Genomic DNA, 16052 nt, shown 5'->3' with positions numbered 1-16052 from the left:
GAAGCCGAAGATCAAAGGGAGATGCTGGATGAAGAAGCCGACGTTCCTGGCCGCGCTGCTGGCGCTTGGCGCGCCTGCCGCTGCGATCGCCGCCAGCGACATTCTCGTCCATCGCGACCCAGGCTGCGGCTGTTGCGAAAAATGGACCGCGCAGGTCCGTCAACAATTCGGCCGGCGCGTCACCATGATCGACGATCAACGGCGCGCTGCGTTTCAGAAGACCCGCGGTGTGCCGGCGGATCTGTCGTCGTGCCACACGGCCATTGTCGACGGCATGGTCTTCGAGGGACATGTGCCGATCGCCGACATGAAGCGTGTGCTGGCTCAGCGTCCCAAGGGGATCAAGGGGCTGGCGGTCGCAGGCATGCCCCTCGGCTCTCCCGGCATGGAAGTGGCTGGCGTCCGGCCCCAGGCCTATGACGTCATTGCGTTCGGGCCGGCCGGTCGGCGCGTCTACGCACGCCACAACAGCTGAGGAACGTCATGCACGCTGCCATCTCCGTCCCGCACATGTACGGGCGGTGCTGAAGCTGCCCGGACTGTCCTGATGATCGCGCGCGAGGTCCTTTGCGGACGGCCTCGTCGCACCCAGGACGGATCTCATCGCCGGGCAACGTTTGCGTCGCGCAGCCCCCCGGATTGGCAGCATGTGAGATGCGCCGTCGTGCCCCGCGACTAATCGCGGACCCGGGGGCGCATCCTTCGCCAGCGCGGCGTATCTGCGAATCTGCGCCGCAGCACGAACTGGAGGATATGGATGATCGTTGCGCGCACCTTGCCGGCACTCGCGATCGGATTGATGCTGTCGGGCGCGGCCATCCCGGTCACGGCCAGCGCGTCGGGGTCCGCCGCGCGATGTGCGCGCGGCTGGACGGGATCGGTGCAATATACGCGATCCCAGTCCAACAGCGACTCCAGGACCGAGCAACGCGTTACGGGCAAGGGCAACGAAACCACCAACTGGTCGATGACCTATGACTATGCCGCGCAGGTGGCGGTCCGCGAGACGCCGGATCCCGATGTCAGCGCCGGCAAGGCGAATATCAGCCTGAACTCTGTCTCGACCGAGACCAAATCCGCGCAGGATCGCTATGTCTGCCCGCATGAGCGCACCCCGCGCTCGATGTCGGGCAGTTTCATCACGCAAAGCCAGACCCGGGCGAGTGGCAGCGGGCTGGACGCCGATGTCGACGTCACTATGGATTCGGACGGCACCTACAGCGTTGGCGTCCGGCTCCCCGAGGTGCAGGGAACCGTATCGGGATCGACCTCGTCGAGCTTCGGCGGCCAGTGCACTGCCAGACAGGGCACGAGCAACAATATCGCCGACATGCCGACGACGATCGACGGGGTGCGCTTTTCCAGCAGCGGCGAAGACCGGTTCAACCCGTCCAGCCCCGACCGGCTCGCGGGCAGCCATTCGGTCACCGCCTACAACGTGACCGAGACGCTTCGCTGGAACCTGCGCCGCTGCGGCGGTGCGCTGCGCCTGGTCGACGTCAAGTTCGAGCATATGCGCTTTCCCAACTGGGGCGAATGGCAGGAAATTCCGGAGCAGACCGGCACGATCGACGGCAACCTCGTCCAGATCACCGCGGTCGTCGCCAATGACGGTCCCGAAGAGAAATCAGCGACGATCAAGTTCCGCGACACCTATAAGGGCGACAGATGGGACGGCGCACGCCCCGACGGGTTGCTCGAGGAGCTTTCGGTCACCGTGCCCTCCGGCGAAGAGCGCGAAGTGACGTTCGAATGGGATAGCTCGGGCTATGCCTGGTACGATGACGGGCGCCCGCGGACGACGCAGCGCATCAAGGCCGAGGTCGTGGATTCGGGCAAGACGGTCGACGAAACGACCAGGAACCTGAAGGTCGCGCCCAGGCCGGTCGTGCTCGTGCATGGTCTGTGGTCGAACTGGACGGCGTGGGAAAGCTGGCAGAACATCCTGACCAGCGCCCATAGCTATGACTGGAAAGCCTTCCCGGTCGGGCAGAAGGCCGAGCACGGCAAGATGAGCACCGGCGAGTTCGTCGGCAATCTTGGGCCCACCAACACGATCGCCGACAACGCCAGTGAGCTGCGCAGCTACATCAACTATGCCCAGAAGGACCGCAACGCCTGGCATGTCGATCTCGTCGCGCATTCGATGGGCGGGCTGATCAGCCGGCGCTACATCCACGCGGCGATGCCGGTCTATCCCGATGGCAAGCCGCAGGTGTCGCATCTCGTCATGCTCGGCACGCCCAATATGGGCAGCCGCTGCGCCGACCTGATCAGCGCGCCGCTGGAGACGACCGACCGGACGATGAACGCGCTGCGCGAATTGCGGCCGAGCGTGGTGGCGCAGTTCAACTCCGAGCACACCAACCGCAAGGGCGTGGAGTTCTCGATCCTCGCCGGAAACCCGCTGCCCGTCGTCTGCTATATGTTCGACCGCAATGACGGGGTGGTCACCGTGCCGTCTGCGACCTGGACGATCGAGGACAATGCGCAGCAGGACGTTATTCACATCAAAATGGCGACCGCCTCGGTCTTCTCGTCCTTTGTCAGGCCGCGCATCGCGATCGGGCCCGACAAGCAGAAATCGGGCAGCAATCCATCCGCGCAGAAGCCGTCATCCAGCGGAGCCGCGGGCGGGCTCGCCGCTGCACCTGCCAGTCTCGCCTTGCTCGTGTCTCTTGAGCAGCTGACAGGCTCCGTTTCGGTAGCGCCCGATTTCGCGAAGATCGTGCGGCTTGCTCCGGGCGAGACCATGAAGGTGTCCCTCCCGGTCGAAGATGCACGGAACTTCGGCCTGACGTTCGTCGCCGCGAACATGGTGTCGGCGACGCTGATCGACGACAAGGGCGCGGTTATGGGCACCAGCCTGACCGGCACGCCCGAAGCCAGCCAGATCTTTCGATCCTTCTTCGTCGCCCACCCGATCGCCAGGGGAAACTGGACACTGACACTGCAAAACGAGGACCAAGCCGAACGGGAGGTCGTCCTCTCGACCTGGTCGAACGCCCATTGACGACGCGAACGCTGCTGCCGCCGGCGACGGCGTTCGAATCGGGTTGTCGATCATTTCGGCGGAGAGATCGTGCCCCGGCTTACCTGCCCGTTATGGCCACGCTGGACAGGTCCCTTGCGGGATCGACGACAAGGCCGGCTGACTTGCGCTCGGAGTAGCGATCGACGAGCTGGACGGCGTGGGGGCGCATCAGCACGGTGAACCGCACCAACTCCTCCATCACGTCGACGATGCGGTCATAGTAGCTCGAGGGCTTCATGCGACCCGCTTCGTCAAATTCCTTCCACGCCATCGCAACCGACGACTGGTTGGGAATCGTGAACATCCGCATCCAGCGTCCGAGCAGGCGGAGCGTATTGACCGCGTTGAACGACTGCGAGCCACCCGAAACCTGCATCACCGCCAGCGTGCGCCCCTGGGTCGGGCGCATGCCCTTCATTTCAAGCGGCAGATGATCGATCTGCGCCTTCATGATGCCCGTGATCTGGCCGTGGCGCTCGGGGCTGCACCAGACCATGCCTTCCGACCACATCGCATGCTCGCGCAGCTCATGGACTGCCGGATGATCGTCACCATGGACCTGATCGGGCAGTGGCAGGTCGAAAGGATCGAAGATGCGCGTCTCGGCACCAAAATACTGAAGCAGCCGCGCAGCCTCTTCCACGGCCAGGCGCGAAAATGATCGCTCGCGCAAAGAACCATAGAGCAACAGGATGCGCGGGGCCGGGTCAACGGCGCCGAGGCCGAACGCGGGGCGCCCATATGCAAATCGGTCGTCGAGGTTGGGAAGGCCATCCGGATCAGAAAGCGTGCGAAGGCGCATTATCGGTTTTCCAGTGTCTTGATGAGATAGGCGGCACTTGCCGGACAGAGCGCCGTGAACTCGGCCGAGGCCGCGATGGTTGCAGGCGCGGCCGCTCGGGGTGCGTCGACATAGCCATGCGCGCGAAAGAAGGGCGCGGCGGTGGTGGTGAGCAGATGCAGGCGCGCGACGCCGAGGGCGACCGCTTCCTTTTCGAGCGCAGCAAGCAAAGACGAACCAACGCCGGCATATCGCCGGCCGAAAGGAACGACGAGCGATCGCAGCAGCCGGTCGGCGCCCGTGCCCTCGAGCCCGCCATAGCCCGCCAGCGTCCCGTCATCGAAGCGGAAGAAGATGCGCCCGGGCTCGGCCAGGTCAGCGACGGGAAGCCCCTCGGCCGCGAGCGCGTTCGCCAGCTCACCCAGATTCGCGGGATCAAGCCTCAATCCCTGCAGCACGGTCAAGCCACGGCCCCGCGTTCGTACCATGGCCGCGTCCGCTTCGCGAGGCTGACGACCGAGAGCATCACCGGCACTTCGACGAGGACACCAACCACGGTCGCGAGTGCGGCCCCCGAATTGAGGCCGAAAAGACTTATCGCGGCAGCGACCGCCAGCTCGAAGAAGTTGGATGCGCCGATCAGCGCGGCGGGCGCCGCTACGCACCATGCGACGCCGAAGCGGCGGCTCAGCCAATAGGCCAGCCCCGCGTTCAGATAAACCTGGAACAGGATCGGCACCGCGATCAGCGCGATCACGAGCGGGCGCGCGACGATCGCTTCGCCCTGGAAGCCGAAGAGCAGCACGAGCGTGGCGAGCAGCGCGACCAGCGAGACCGGTCCAAGCCCCCCCAGCAGCCGGTCGAGCGCTGGCTTCCCGCCGCGCACAAGCACATTGCGGCGGACCAGCTGCGCTATGATGACGGGCACGACGATATAGAGCACGACCGACAGGAGCAGCGTGTTCCACGGCACGGTGATCGCGGCGACGCCGAGCAGCAGCCCCACGATCGGCGCAAAGGCGAACACCATGATCAGGTCGTTCAACGCCACCTGGCTCAGCGTATAGTTGGGCTCGCCTTCGCACAGGTTCGACCAGACGAAGACCATCGCGGTGCAGGGTGCGGCGGCAAGGATGATGAGCCCCGCGATATAGGACGAAATCTCGCTCGCGGGCAGCAAAGGCGCGAACAACCAGCCGAGGAAAAAGGTGGCGAGCAGCGTCATCGAGAAGGGCTTGACCGCCCAGTTGATGAAGAGCGTGACGCCGACCCCCCTCCAGTGCTGCCTGACCGAACCCAGCGCGCCGAAGTCGATCTTCAGGAGCATGGGGATGATCATCAGCCAGATCAGCACCGCGACGACAAGATTGACGCGCGCGACCTCGGCCGATGCGATCAGCGCGAACAGGCCGGGAAAGGCGTAGCCGAGCGCGATCCCCGCGACGATGCACAGTGCCACCCAGACCGAGAGCCAGCGCTCGAAGCTGCTGATCGCGGGTGGGGCTGCGGAAGCGGCGGTCGCCATGTCAGGCGCCTTGCGAGACGCGGTTGCCCGCGGCGTCGACGACATGTTCGCCATCCTCCTTGGTGAAGGCGCCCTGCTGCGCGACCGGCAGCAGATCGAGCACCTCCTCCGACGGGCGACAGAGCTTCACGCCAAGCGGCGATACCACGATCGGCCGGTTGATCAGGATCGGATGCTCCATCATCGCGTCGATCAGTGCCTCATCACAGAGCGTCTCGTCGCCGAGCCCGAGCTCGGCATGGGGCGTGCCCTTCTCGCGCAGCAGCGGGCGCGGCCCGTGGCCCATCCGCGCGACCAGCGAGACGAGCATTGCGCGCGATGGCGGCGTCTTCAGATATTCGATCACATGCGGCTCGATGCCGGCATTGCGGATCATCGCCAGCGTGTTGCGCGAGGTGCCGCAATCGGGATTGTGGTAGATGATGATGTCGATGTCGCTCACGCCGGAGGCTCCGTCTGGGAATTGATGTCTGCACGCCCGAAATCGCTCCCGATCTCGCCCTTGGGCTGGCGTTCGGTATTCACGGCACGGCCACCATGTCGGGGCAGCATGGAATAAGCTCGGCGATGAGCGGCGCGCACGCGTCCGCACTGCCACCGCAGCAATCGGTGATCAGGAACAAGGTCAACTCGCGCAGGCGCTCCAGATCGGCGCGGTAAATGATCGAGCGGCTCTGGCGCTCGGACCGGACGAGTCCAGCGCGCGCAAGGATCGCAAGGTGCGCGGACATCGTGTTCTGCGGCACGTCGATCCGCCGGGCAATCTCGCCCGCCGCGATGCCATGAGGTTCATGTCGCACCAGCAGGCGGAATGTATCGAGGCGCGTCCCTTGTGCGAGCGCACCGAGCGCGCCAATCGCCGACTCATTATCCATGTATCCAGATTAATGGAAGTATTGATGATAACGCAACCCCTTACATTTGGGTGAAGGGCCCGATCTCCGCCGAACTGGCAGCCGAGGGCTGCAAGCTCTGTCAGTCGATGATGCTCAGCTTTCGAGCCAGAACGAGCGCGGCATCGTAATTCCGTGCATGCCGCACCACGCCGGTCGATCGGCCAAGCCCGCTGCGCTTGAGCAGACGAAAGGGCTGGCTCCGGGCTTCTGACAGGATCACCACCGTGCCGTCGGCACGCGCCTGCGCGATGAACTCCTGCAGCGCCGCAACACCGCTCGCGTCGAGATAGGGCACGAGCTCCAGGCGGAGGATGATGACGCGCGGCAGGCGACCGATTCGCTTGAGCGCATCGAGCAACTCCCCGGCCACGCCGAAGAAAAACGGCCCCGCGATCCGGAACACCTCGACATCCTCGGGCAACCGGTCGCGCTGCGCCGCGTCCTCACTCTCGTCGATCCGCGTTGCCGTGACGGTCACCGTCTCGCTCATCCGCGCCATGAAAAGCAGGCTCGCAATCGTGACGCCGACGCCGATCGCGACCGTCAGGTCAACGAGCACCGTGAGCAGGAAAGTCAGGATGAGCACGCCCCGCTCGCCAATCGGCATGCGGAGAAGCGCCACGAAACGCTCGGCCTCGCTCATCCCCCAGGCAATCATCAGCAAGACCGCCGCAAGCGCCGCAAGCGGCACATAGGCCATCAGCTTGCCGGCAAAGACCACGAAGACAAGCAGGAACAACGCGTGAAAAATTCCCGATACGGGCGAGCGTCCGCCTGCCTTCACATTGGTGGCCGTGCGTGCGAGCGCACCGGTGGCGGGAAGCCCGCCGAACAGAGCGGAGGCGACATTGCCCACGCCCTGACCGACCAGCTCCTGATTGGAGCGGTGACGAAAGCCTGTCATTCCATCGGCAACGACGCAGGAAAGCAGCGCCTCGATCCCCGCGAGAAAGGCGATGGTGAAAGCCGCGGGCATGACTTCCTGGACCTTGGTAAGCGAAAAGGCGGGCAAAGTCGGCATCGGGAGCCCGTGCGGCATGTCGGGAAAGCGTGAGCCGATCGTTTCGACCGCTATGCCGAACAGCGTCACTGCGACAGACGCGAGGACGATCACGATCAGATAGGCGGGAAGCTTCGGCGCGAAACGGCGCAGCATGAGGATCAGTGTGAGCGCACCCAGACCGATGCCCGCGGTTGCCGGATCAGTCGTGGCCGCTGCGCGCGCATAGGCGATCCATTTGGGGATGAAGTCCGCGGGAACGTCAACGACGGCGAGCCCCAGGAAATCCTTGATCTGGCTCGATGCGATGATCACCGCGATGCCGGCCGTGAAACCGGTGATCACGGGATGCGGGATGTAGCGAATGAGCCGCCCAAACCGCATGTAGCCCGCTGCGATCAGGATTATGCCCGCCATCAATGTCGCGAGCATCAGCCCGTCATAGCCATGCGCGGCGATCACATTGAAAACGACGACGACGAACGCCCCCGTCGGCCCACCGATCTGGACGCGCGAGCCACCCAGCAACGAAATGAAGAGGCCGGCCACGATAGCGGTGATGAGCCCCTTGTCGGGCGACGCCCCCGAGGCCACGCCAAGCGCCATGGCGAGCGGAAGCGCCACGATTGCGACGGTCAACCCCGCAACGACATCAGCGCGGAAGCGATCAAATCCATAACCCTCGCGCAACACGGTCAGGAGCTTGGGCGTGAAACCGCCTGGCTCGCGCGGGGCGCGCACCCTGTCCCGCCGTCTCGCATTCAGCCGATCGGCCATCGTGTCGAACATCGGCATCGCCGCTCAGCCTTCCCTGGGTGGCCGCGGTGCCGGCTCCCGCAGACGAACGCCCCGCCCGGTCCCGGCGCTCTGCTGGTTCTCGCCAATAAGTTCTATCCCCGCCGATTCCAGCGCCTCGATCACTTTCATCAGTGTATCGATCACCCCTCGCACCACACCGTCCGAGGCCTCCATCCGCTGGATTGTGGGGAGTGACACGCCAGCGCGTTCGGCGAGCTGACGCTGGTCGAGGCCGAGTAGCGCCCGTGCGGCACGAAGCTGGCTTGCAGTAATTATATCATTCACTCCTGATGCTTCATGCATCATAAGTCATGTGCTGGACCCTGCCAAGAGCACTGGTCCGTGATCTGCTGGTCATCGCCGAGGTCGAGCGGAACGGCGATGACCGCTTGATCTTTTCGGACATTTGCGCTCGCTAGCGCATCGCGAAAATGCGCGTGCGCTCGTGCGCTCCTGCGCGCAGATATCAGGAGACAGTGTGCCCAGGTCGCCGGTCGAAGAAAGATCCCGGTCCAGCGAGGATTTCGACGTCGTGCACGCAAGTGTGCCCAGGTCGCCGGTCGAAGAAAGATCCCGGTCCAGCGAGGATTTCGACGTCGTGCACGCAAGAGTGCTGCGCTTCTTCCCCGATCTCGTCGCCGAGCTGGGCGGCGACCTGCAAGCCATGCTCCGGAAGGCCGGATTCGGGTCAGGGGCACTCTCGGAGGTCGAGCCCGCCATCAGCTACCGGCAGATGGTCCATCTTCTCGAGCTTGCGGCCACCGAACTCGATTGTCCCGATTTCGGGATGCGACTGGCGAAGCGTCAAAGCGGCAGCATGTTCGGGCCGCTGGGTTTTGCGATGCGCTATTCACGAACGTTCGGCGAGGCGCTCGATTATGCCTGTAAGCACAGCTACGCGCACAGCCTCGCGGTGCATGTCTGGTTGAGGCATTTCCCGTCGGTGAAGCACGTGTTTGTCGGGCACGACATCCTGCTGGACCGCATGCCGAACAAGGGTCAGGCGATTGAGCAGATGCTGTTGCTCGGCCATCTCGCGGCGATGGAGCTGACAGGAGGACGCGCACAGGTACGCCGTGTCCACTTCCGGCATCAGCCCGTGTCATCGCTCAAAGCTTACCGCCAGGCTTTCGGATGCGATGTCCATTTTGGCCAGAATGAAAACGGCGTGACCTTTTCCTATGAGGATCTGGCCTGTGCGATCACAGATCCCGACGCAAAGGCCTATGCCGCGGTGACCGCGTTTATCGACCGCGAATTCACGCGGCGACATCCCCCGCTCCATGCGCAGGCGCGCGGGCTCATCATGCAGCGGGTGTGGACGGGCGAGTGCTCGAACGAGCACATCGCCGCGGATCTCAATCTGCATCCGCGCACTCTGCACCGGCGACTCAAGGCGGAGGGAACCTCGTTTCAACAGATCAAGGACGAGGTCCGCGGCGACATCATGCTCTACTATCTTCAGCAGACCGACCTGGATTTTGCCGCTATTTCCGAAAAGCTGGGCTTCGCGGAGCAATCGGTGATGACACGGAGCTGCAACCGCTGGTTTTCGGTTTCACCGACACGAATCCGCGCCGAGCGCCGTCTTCAGAACGGCTGAGCCGACGCTGCATTTGGTCAGTATTTGAACCGCAGCGATCCGACAGGAAGGCGCGAGCGGACGCTCATCCGCTCGCTTGGGTCGTATCAGGCCGGCCTTTTCGGCAGTTCAATTTCAGCCTTGGCGGTCGCCAGTACGGCACCCGACTGGTTTGTCATCCTGCAATCGACCTGCACCATATGCCGGCCGGCCTCGTCGACGAACTTGTCGAGGATACTGCCGGTGGTGATGGTGATATCGCCTGTCAGCGCCGGGCTGCGATAGTTGCAAGCAGAATGGCGGACCATGCCCCATTCGCCGGCCCAGCCCGAGAAATAGTCGGTGATCCACGCGCCCATCGACGCGCCATAGCCATAGCCGCGCGGCATGCCGATGAAGCGCGCCCAGCGCGGGAAGAGATGGCCGCGCGACGGGCCGATATAGGCGCCGTCGGTATTCTCGGGATTGTTCGCCTCCTCGGTCGGGTCCTGCTCCGGCCCCGCCATCGGGCCGGTGAAGCCCAGTTCGGCCATGTTGAGATCGGTGCGGCGGTGCATCGAGCCCCACTGGGTGAAGGTGTAGGAGCGCCACTCGGTGGTGAAGCTGACGATCGAATGCGGGCCGAACACGCGCTCGGGCAGCGTGTCACCGACCTTCACCGTATCCCAATAGCGTGCCGAGTGCCCCAGATCGTGGAGCATCTTGATCCACTCATATTTGCGCGCCTCAAGCGCCTCCAGTTCGTCGTCGGTCCAGACGGGATCGTCCTGATTGTCGGTCGGCGTGTTCAACTGGCCGGCGGCCTGGCTGTAGCGGATCGAGGTCGAGCGCTGCTTGGCAATCAGATCGCCATGCTGGTTGTAGTAGAAATTGTCGCCGCGCTGGAAACAGGTCGGCCCGCCGAACTTGGTTTCCTTGACGGTGTAGTCGAACGGGATCCGCTCATTCCACACGCGGTCGCCGGCGACGATGCGCGGGCCGTAGAACCACCATTCGTCGCCCCCGAACAGCATGTGCGAATCGGGGATCAGGCCGATGCACGATGGCGCCGATCCGTGCCCGTCGTCCATCGTCACCGGAAAGCTCTGCGGTGCGATCAGCTGCCCGAAGCGGCTCTGCATCGCGTACATCGCGTCATAGTGCAGGCGGTTGGGATAGTGCATCGCCTGCACCCAGCGCCGGATGTCGTTGTTGGCGAAAGGTTCCACCATGCGGGCGGGCTGCATTGGCTTGCCCAGATACCGATCGATATCAGAGCAATCGAGCGTCGGCGTTGTCACACATCTTCTCCTGTCATATTTGCGCTCCGGCTGCCCATTTGACGAAGCTCTGGGTCGCTGCTCTGCAGCCTGATGTGCATCCGGAGACAGCAGTCAGCCGGGTACGCTAGTGGGGCCGACCCTGGATGACTTGACCGATTTGGACAAGTCTCACGCTTCGCGTGAGCGATTTCAGGCGAAATCGGACGGCCGCAAGCGTCAAAAGGACGAGGGGTTCGATAGGTCAGGATTCACGCCGGCTGCCCCCTGCGCCAACCATCGCTGCGAGAGACAAGGTGGGCTTTCGCAGCTGATTGCGATCAACGGCTGCTTTTCGAGCTTTCACGCTGAAAAGCAGCCGTCGCAATCAGGATTTCAGGTGTCTGGCTTGGCCGAGTCACGGCAAGACGATGGCTGCATCACCAACCGAAGCGCACCGAGCCCATCACGGTGCGGCCCGCTCCAAAATAACAGCTGTTCTGGAAGGGGCAGGCGCTAACGTGCCGCTTGTCGAACAGGTTGGCGGCGTTGAGCGCAAGGCTTACGCCCTCGAGCGCCGTGCTCACCCGACCGAGGTCATAGCCGAGCAGTGCGTCGACCAGGACGAAGCCGTCGGTGTGAAAACGCTGGAAGGTCGTGACGCCATTGATCACCGCGTAATTGGTGGTGCCGTCAGAGCCGCCGACATAGCGCACGCCACCCCCGAAGGTAAGGCCGCCCAATGGCCCCTCGATCCCGGTGTTGCGTCCGAGATCATAGGACAGGAACGTCGAGGCGAGCCATTCGGGCGTGCCGAGCTGGCGCGTGCCCGTGGTCGTCGGCGTGCCGCTGTTGGTGGCGGTCGGCGCGATGGCGGGCGCGCCCTTGGTGATGATCGCATCGGTATAGGTGCCCGCGACGACGATATCGAAGCCGGGCGTAATCTCGCCGCGACCTTCCAGTTCCACGCCACGCACGCGCACCTCGCCGATCTGGATCTGGGCATTGGTCGGGATTCCCCCGGTGCCCGCGGCAGGATCGCCCACGGGTACCTTCTGGCGCCGCAGGTCATAGGCCGAGGCGGTGAAGATCGCGTTTGTGCCCTTGGGCTGGAACTTCACGCCGGCTTCATATTGCCGTCCGGTGACCGGGTCGAACGGGATGCCGTCCCAGGTCTGTCCCGCCTGTGGTTCGAAGGATTCCGAATAGCTGAAATAGGGTGAGACGCCGAACTCGAACTCATAGAGCGCCCCGAGCCGCATCGTGAAGGCGGTCTGCGACAGCGTCGTCACCGCGCCCGGCTGGCCCGCCGCGATCTTCTTGTTGCGCGTGGTCTGATCGTACCAGTCATAGCGCCCGCTTGCGATCAACTGCAGCCGGCCAATGGCGATCTGGTCCTGCAGGTAAATGCCCACCTGATTGCGCTTGCCATAGGTGTTGACATAACCCGCCGAGAGAGCCGTCAGGTCGAAGCTCGGCAACGTCCCGCCATAAACGGGGTTGAACAGGTTGAGGTTGGGAATGCTCGTCACCGGATTGGCGGTCTGCCCGGTGTTGAACTGCTGGACATTCTCGCCCGTGATGTTCTGATAGTCGATGCCCACCAGCACGTTGTGGCGAAGCGCACCGGTCGCGAACTTCGCGTTCAGATGATTGTCGAGCGTCAGCGTGTCATAATCCTCGTCGGCCCCGCCGCCGCCGCGCGTGATGATCGAATAGTTGCTATTGCGGTTGACGCCCGTGCCCGTCGTCGCGAACCCGGCGACATAGAGCTGACGGTAGCTGAGCTCGTTGTTCTGGAAGCGCGCGTTCGAGCGGAAGGTCAGGTGCTCGTTGAAATCGTGGCGGAAAAAGGCTGCGATCGAGCGCTGGTGATGATTGTAGCGCTCATAGCCCGGATCGCCGGTATTGATGTCGCGCGGCAATTCGCCACCCGGATTGGGCAGCACCGATCCATAGGCTGGCACGCCCGAATAGCCGCCGCCCGAGGGCGAATGCTGATAGCCCGCAACGAGCGTGAAACTGGTGTCGGGGCCCGGCGCAATGGTCAGCATCGGGCTGACGTGATAGCGCTCGCTTTCGGTCATCGCAGTGAGGCCGTCGCTCTTCTGCCAACCGCCCACGACGCGAAAGAGCAGGCGTCCGTCAGCGTCGAGTGGCTGGTTGACGTCAATCGCGCCACGCAGCGCGTCGTAATTGCCCGCCTGCAGTTCGATACGACCAAAGGCATCGGCCTCGGGCAGCTTGCTTGTCAGGTTGACGAGGCCGCCGGGCGTCGAGTTGCCGTAGAGCACCGAGGCCGGCCCCTTGACGACGTCGATATGGTCGACGCGGTTGAAGTCGATCTGCGGCGTCGAATAGGGGCCTGCGATCAGCCGCATTCCGTCCAGATAGAGGCCGGGCGCAAAGCCGCGCAGGATGAGCTGGTCGTACCGCGTCACCATGCCGCCGCGCTGATTGGGGGAAACACCCGCGACATAGGTCAGCGCCTGGTTGATCGACAGCGCGTTGCGCCGCGTCAGCTCCTCATTGTCTATGACGGTGATGCTCTGAGGCGTTTCCATCAGCGGCGTATCGGTCTTGGTGCCCGAGCCGGTGCCCTTTTCCTGCACGCCGGTGACGACGATGGTGTCATTGGCGATAGTGTCATCGGCACCTTCCGCGAATGCCGGCACCGGCGCTGTCTGCGCCGAGGTGATCAGCGCCACGCGCGACAATCCCACCAGAATTTTTCCGCGCCGGTTAACGACTTGCATCTTGCACCCCTTTGCTATTGATACCGATTCGCAATTGCCGTTAGGGCGAATAAGTGTTAGTTGCAAGTCGATTGCAATAAGGGATTGGCCGTGGCTGGACATACGCTCGGGCGAACACGAGCAGGAAGACTGGCGATTGCGGCGCGCTCCGCGACTGCGCTGATCGGGAACTATGCCGCGGCTGCGGGCCTGGCGAGCCTCATGGCGCGGCTGCTGCCCGTGGCACGCGCCGAGGCGACCGGCTGGGGCATGATCCTCTCCTTCCTGATCTATGCATGCCTCGGCCTCTGGGCGTTTCACGAGCCGCGACTGGGGCGTGTGGCGGGCGTCGTCTGGGGATCGGCGCTGCTCTCGATCGGCGCGGTTCTGATTCTGGGTGTCCGGCCATGAAGGGGAATGGCGTCCGCCAGTCGATGGCGTGGATCCACACATGGCTGGGGCTGGTCGCGGGCTGGATCCTGTTCGCGATGTTCCTGACCGGGACCGCGAGCTATTTCCGGCCCGAGATCACGCGCTGGATGCAGCCCGAACTGCGTCCCGCACAGGTATCGCCAACCCGCGCCGCCGAAACCGCTATCGCGCGCATGCAGAAGGTAGCGCCCGACGACGCGCAATGGACGATTTACCTTCCCGACGACAGAACGACGACGACGCGCATATTCACGCGTGCGCGGCCCAATCCCGATCCAAAGGCGCCGCCCAAACCGCGCAAGCCCGAACTGCGCCTCGATCCCGCGACGGGCACGCCATTGACGGCGCGCGACACGCGCGGGGGCGAGCATTTCTACCGCTTCCACTTCCAGCTCCAGCTTCCCCATCCCTGGGGCCGCTGGCTGGCGGGACTGTGCGCGATGTTCATGCTGGGCGCGATCCTGTCGGGCGTAATCACGCACAAGCGCATCTTCGTCGACTTCTTCATGCTGCGATGGGGCAAAGGGCAACGAAGCTGGCTCGACGCGCACAATGTGTCGGCAGTGCTGGCGCTGCCCTTTCACGCGATGATCACTTACACCGGGCTGATCACGCTCGTGGTGATGTACATGCCTTGGCCCATCGCCGCGAACTACGCGTCGCCGCCCGCATTCAGCGCCGAGGCCTTCGGCATGGAGGCCGAGCAGGAGCCGTCGGGCGTGCGCGCACCGATGATCCCGATATCGCGCCTCGCCGCCGCTGCGACCGCCGAATGGTCAGGCGGACAGCCCGCGCGGATCGTCGTGCAGAATCCCAATGATATGGCCGCCACGGTGACGCTGATCCGCAGCAACGCCGATACGCTCAACGCACGCGGCCAGTCGGTCACCTATTCGGCCGTGAACGGACGGAGAATCTCTGGCTCGCCGGCGCCGGGCCCTGCCATCACCACCGCCGGCGTGATGCTCGGGTTGCACCTTGGCGTCTTTGCAGGACCGACGCTGCGCTGGACCTATTTCCTCCTCGGTTTGACAGGCACGGCCATGGTCGGAACGGGCCTTGTGCTCTGGACGGCAAAACGGCGTAAGCCGGGCGCAAGGCCCTTTTTCGGATTTCGCGTGGTGGAAAGGCTCAATATCGGCGCGATCGCCTGCCTGCCCGCCGGGCTCGCCGCATTTCTGCTCGCCAATCGGCTGCTTGCCGCCGATCTGCCGGGGCGTGCCGACATCGAGGTTGCCGCGATGTTCTGGACATGGTTCGGGCTCGCATCGCTGTCGGTACTGCTCTCGGTCCGCCGCGCCTGGATCGTGACGCTGACGGCGTCTGCCGCCGCATTTGCCGCAATCCCGCTGGTCAACGCGCTCACCACCGATCGCGCCTTCATCCGCTCGCTCATGGCGGGCGACGAACTGTTCATGGCTTTCGATATAGTCGCGCTGACGATCGCTGCGGCTCTCGGCTTTGCCGCCTGGCGCGTTGCGATCGCGCGAGGAGCGCCGGCGCGCGGCAGAGCGCTACGGCGACCGGTCACAACGGCCAGCAGGGAGGTAGTCGATGCCGCTTGAATCGGCCCTTATCGCCTATGCCGGGCTTGCCAATATCGCCCTCGCCAGCAGGCGCTATCGTCCGGCACGGCCGCTGCGCAGCGCTATCCCGCGCCCCGCGGCGATCGTCGCGGGGATCGCGCTGCTTATCCTGTCGGCAGTGCTCGCCTGGATGCGATTTGGTCCATATCAGGGCATGGTTGCCTGGATCGGCCTGTTGTCGCTTGGCGGGCTGGCGCTGGTCTTGCTGATGTCGAGGTCGCGCGAACTGGCTCTGGGCCTTTGGGCGCCAATTGCACTCACCGGTACCTTGCTGGCCTTGTTGTAGCAGACAGTTTTGTCGCGTTCCGCGTGCACGGCCTGTCGGCGGCGTCCTATGGCGTTCTGGCCGCCGCGTATTGTTGTCGGTCGTGGGGTGCTGGTGCCATGAAAAAAGCCCCTGGGCTTGGTTGCCGAGGGGCTGTGAGTGTTGTGTTTTGGGTATTAA

15 protein-coding genes are annotated in these 16052 nt (G+C 64.1%); 6 read left to right on the top strand and 9 right to left on the bottom strand.

The window, feature by feature from the left end; all coding sequences use genetic code 11:
- Positions 1–28: 28 nt before the first annotated feature.
- Both MKI88_RS07370 and MKI88_RS07365 read left to right on the top strand, forming a co-directional pair.
- The gene (locus tag MKI88_RS07370; RefSeq protein ID WP_241630370.1) at positions 29–475 is read left to right on the top strand and encodes a DUF411 domain-containing protein; all 447 of its coding nucleotides are present in this window, start codon (positions 29–31) and stop codon (positions 473–475) included.
- A gap of 282 nt (positions 476–757) precedes the next feature.
- Entirely contained in the window at positions 758–3013 is a 2256-nt protein-coding gene (locus MKI88_RS07365) for a triacylglycerol lipase (RefSeq protein ID WP_241630368.1), read from the top strand.
- 79 nt (positions 3014–3092) lie between these two features.
- Here MKI88_RS07365 and arsH read toward each other — a convergent pair whose 3' ends face one another.
- From arsH to MKI88_RS07330, 7 genes are all read right to left on the bottom strand, one after another.
- Positions 3093–3836, bottom strand: coding sequence for an arsenical resistance protein ArsH (gene arsH, locus MKI88_RS07360; RefSeq protein ID WP_241630367.1), 744 nt, complete (start codon positions 3834–3836; stop codon positions 3093–3095).
- The gene (gene arsN2 / locus MKI88_RS07355) at positions 3836–4273 is read right to left on the bottom strand and encodes an arsenic resistance N-acetyltransferase ArsN2 (protein ID WP_241630489.1); all 438 of its coding nucleotides are present in this window, start codon (positions 4271–4273) and stop codon (positions 3836–3838) included. Before arsN2 ends, arsH begins: the two co-directional genes overlap by 1 nt.
- Before the next feature lie 2 nt (positions 4274–4275).
- On the bottom strand, positions 4276–5340 hold the full coding sequence (arsB, locus tag MKI88_RS07350) for an ACR3 family arsenite efflux transporter (protein WP_241630365.1): 1065 nt from the start codon (positions 5338–5340) through the stop codon (positions 4276–4278).
- 1 nt (position 5341) lies between these two features.
- The gene (arsC, locus tag MKI88_RS07345) at positions 5342–5773 is read right to left on the bottom strand and encodes an arsenate reductase (glutaredoxin) (RefSeq protein ID WP_281063722.1); all 432 of its coding nucleotides are present in this window, start codon (positions 5771–5773) and stop codon (positions 5342–5344) included.
- An 88-nt stretch (positions 5774–5861) separates the two neighbouring features.
- The gene (locus MKI88_RS07340; protein ID WP_241630364.1) at positions 5862–6215 is read right to left on the bottom strand and encodes a helix-turn-helix transcriptional regulator; all 354 of its coding nucleotides are present in this window, start codon (positions 6213–6215) and stop codon (positions 5862–5864) included.
- A gap of 100 nt (positions 6216–6315) precedes the next feature.
- Positions 6316–8031: a SulP family inorganic anion transporter gene (locus tag MKI88_RS07335; protein ID WP_241630363.1), complete on the bottom strand. Its 1716-nt coding sequence runs from the start codon at positions 8029–8031 to the stop codon at positions 6316–6318.
- Between the two features lie 6 nt (positions 8032–8037).
- Positions 8038–8310, bottom strand: a complete 273-nt coding sequence (locus tag MKI88_RS07330) for a helix-turn-helix domain-containing protein (protein WP_241630485.1) — start codon at positions 8308–8310, stop codon at positions 8038–8040.
- 322 nt (positions 8311–8632) lie between these two features.
- Between MKI88_RS07330 and MKI88_RS07325 the strand changes: the two genes are divergently transcribed.
- Positions 8633–9637, top strand: coding sequence for an AraC family transcriptional regulator (locus MKI88_RS07325; RefSeq protein ID WP_241630362.1), 1005 nt, complete (start codon positions 8633–8635; stop codon positions 9635–9637).
- An 86-nt stretch (positions 9638–9723) separates the two neighbouring features.
- On the opposite strand, the gene MKI88_RS07320 is transcribed toward MKI88_RS07325, so the two are convergent.
- Together MKI88_RS07320 and MKI88_RS07315 are read right to left on the bottom strand one after the other, a co-directional pair.
- Entirely contained in the window at positions 9724–10896 is a 1173-nt protein-coding gene (locus tag MKI88_RS07320; RefSeq protein WP_241630360.1) for a MaoC family dehydratase N-terminal domain-containing protein, read from the bottom strand.
- A gap of 398 nt (positions 10897–11294) precedes the next feature.
- Entirely contained in the window at positions 11295–13610 is a 2316-nt protein-coding gene (locus MKI88_RS07315) for a TonB-dependent siderophore receptor (RefSeq protein ID WP_241630358.1), read from the bottom strand.
- Between the two features lie 90 nt (positions 13611–13700).
- Here MKI88_RS07315 and MKI88_RS07310 point away from each other — a divergent pair, with 90 nt between their 5' ends.
- Genes MKI88_RS07310 through MKI88_RS07300 form a run of 3 tightly spaced genes read left to right on the top strand, consistent with a single transcriptional unit; the run spans position 13701 to position 15893 of the window.
- Complete coding sequence (locus MKI88_RS07310; RefSeq protein ID WP_241630357.1) at positions 13701–14000, top strand: iron transporter; 300 nt, start codon at positions 13701–13703, stop codon at positions 13998–14000.
- Complete coding sequence (locus MKI88_RS07305; RefSeq protein WP_241630355.1) at positions 13997–15586, top strand: PepSY domain-containing protein; 1590 nt, start codon at positions 13997–13999, stop codon at positions 15584–15586. Before MKI88_RS07310 ends, MKI88_RS07305 begins: the two co-directional genes overlap by 4 nt.
- On the top strand, positions 15576–15893 hold the full coding sequence (locus MKI88_RS07300) for a DUF3325 family protein (protein ID WP_241630353.1): 318 nt from the start codon (positions 15576–15578) through the stop codon (positions 15891–15893). The genes MKI88_RS07305 and MKI88_RS07300 overlap by 11 nt, the downstream gene beginning before the upstream one ends.
- Positions 15894–16052: the final 159 nt, after the last annotated feature.

This window comes from Sphingomonas sp. LaA6.9, assembly GCF_022601895.1.
Classification (GTDB): domain Bacteria; phylum Pseudomonadota; class Alphaproteobacteria; order Sphingomonadales; family Sphingomonadaceae; genus Sphingobium_A.
This window is presented reverse-complemented; position numbering and strand designations above follow the sequence as displayed.

Excerpts from the sequence above, each read along its gene's own strand:
- MKI88_RS07370 (WP_241630370.1), top strand. The coding sequence starts at position 29 with ATGAAGAAGCCGACGTTCCTGGCCGCGCTGCTGGCGCTTGGCGCGCCT.
- MKI88_RS07365 (WP_241630368.1), top strand. The coding sequence starts at position 758 with ATGATCGTTGCGCGCACCTTGCCGGCACTCGCGATCGGATTGATGCTG.
- arsH (WP_241630367.1), bottom strand. The coding sequence starts at position 3,836 with ATGCGCCTTCGCACGCTTTCTGATCCGGATGGCCTTCCCAACCTCGAC.
- arsB (WP_241630365.1), bottom strand. The coding sequence starts at position 5,340 with ATGGCGACCGCCGCTTCCGCAGCCCCACCCGCGATCAGCAGCTTCGAG.
- MKI88_RS07340 (WP_241630364.1), bottom strand. The coding sequence starts at position 6,215 with ATGGATAATGAGTCGGCGATTGGCGCGCTCGGTGCGCTCGCACAAGGG.
- MKI88_RS07335 (WP_241630363.1), bottom strand. The coding sequence starts at position 8,031 with ATGCCGATGTTCGACACGATGGCCGATCGGCTGAATGCGAGACGGCGG.
- MKI88_RS07315 (WP_241630358.1), bottom strand. The coding sequence starts at position 13,610 with ATGCAAGTCGTTAACCGGCGCGGAAAAATTCTGGTGGGATTGTCGCGC.
- MKI88_RS07305 (WP_241630355.1), top strand. The coding sequence starts at position 13,997 with ATGAAGGGGAATGGCGTCCGCCAGTCGATGGCGTGGATCCACACATGG.
- MKI88_RS07300 (WP_241630353.1), top strand. The coding sequence starts at position 15,576 with ATGCCGCTTGAATCGGCCCTTATCGCCTATGCCGGGCTTGCCAATATC.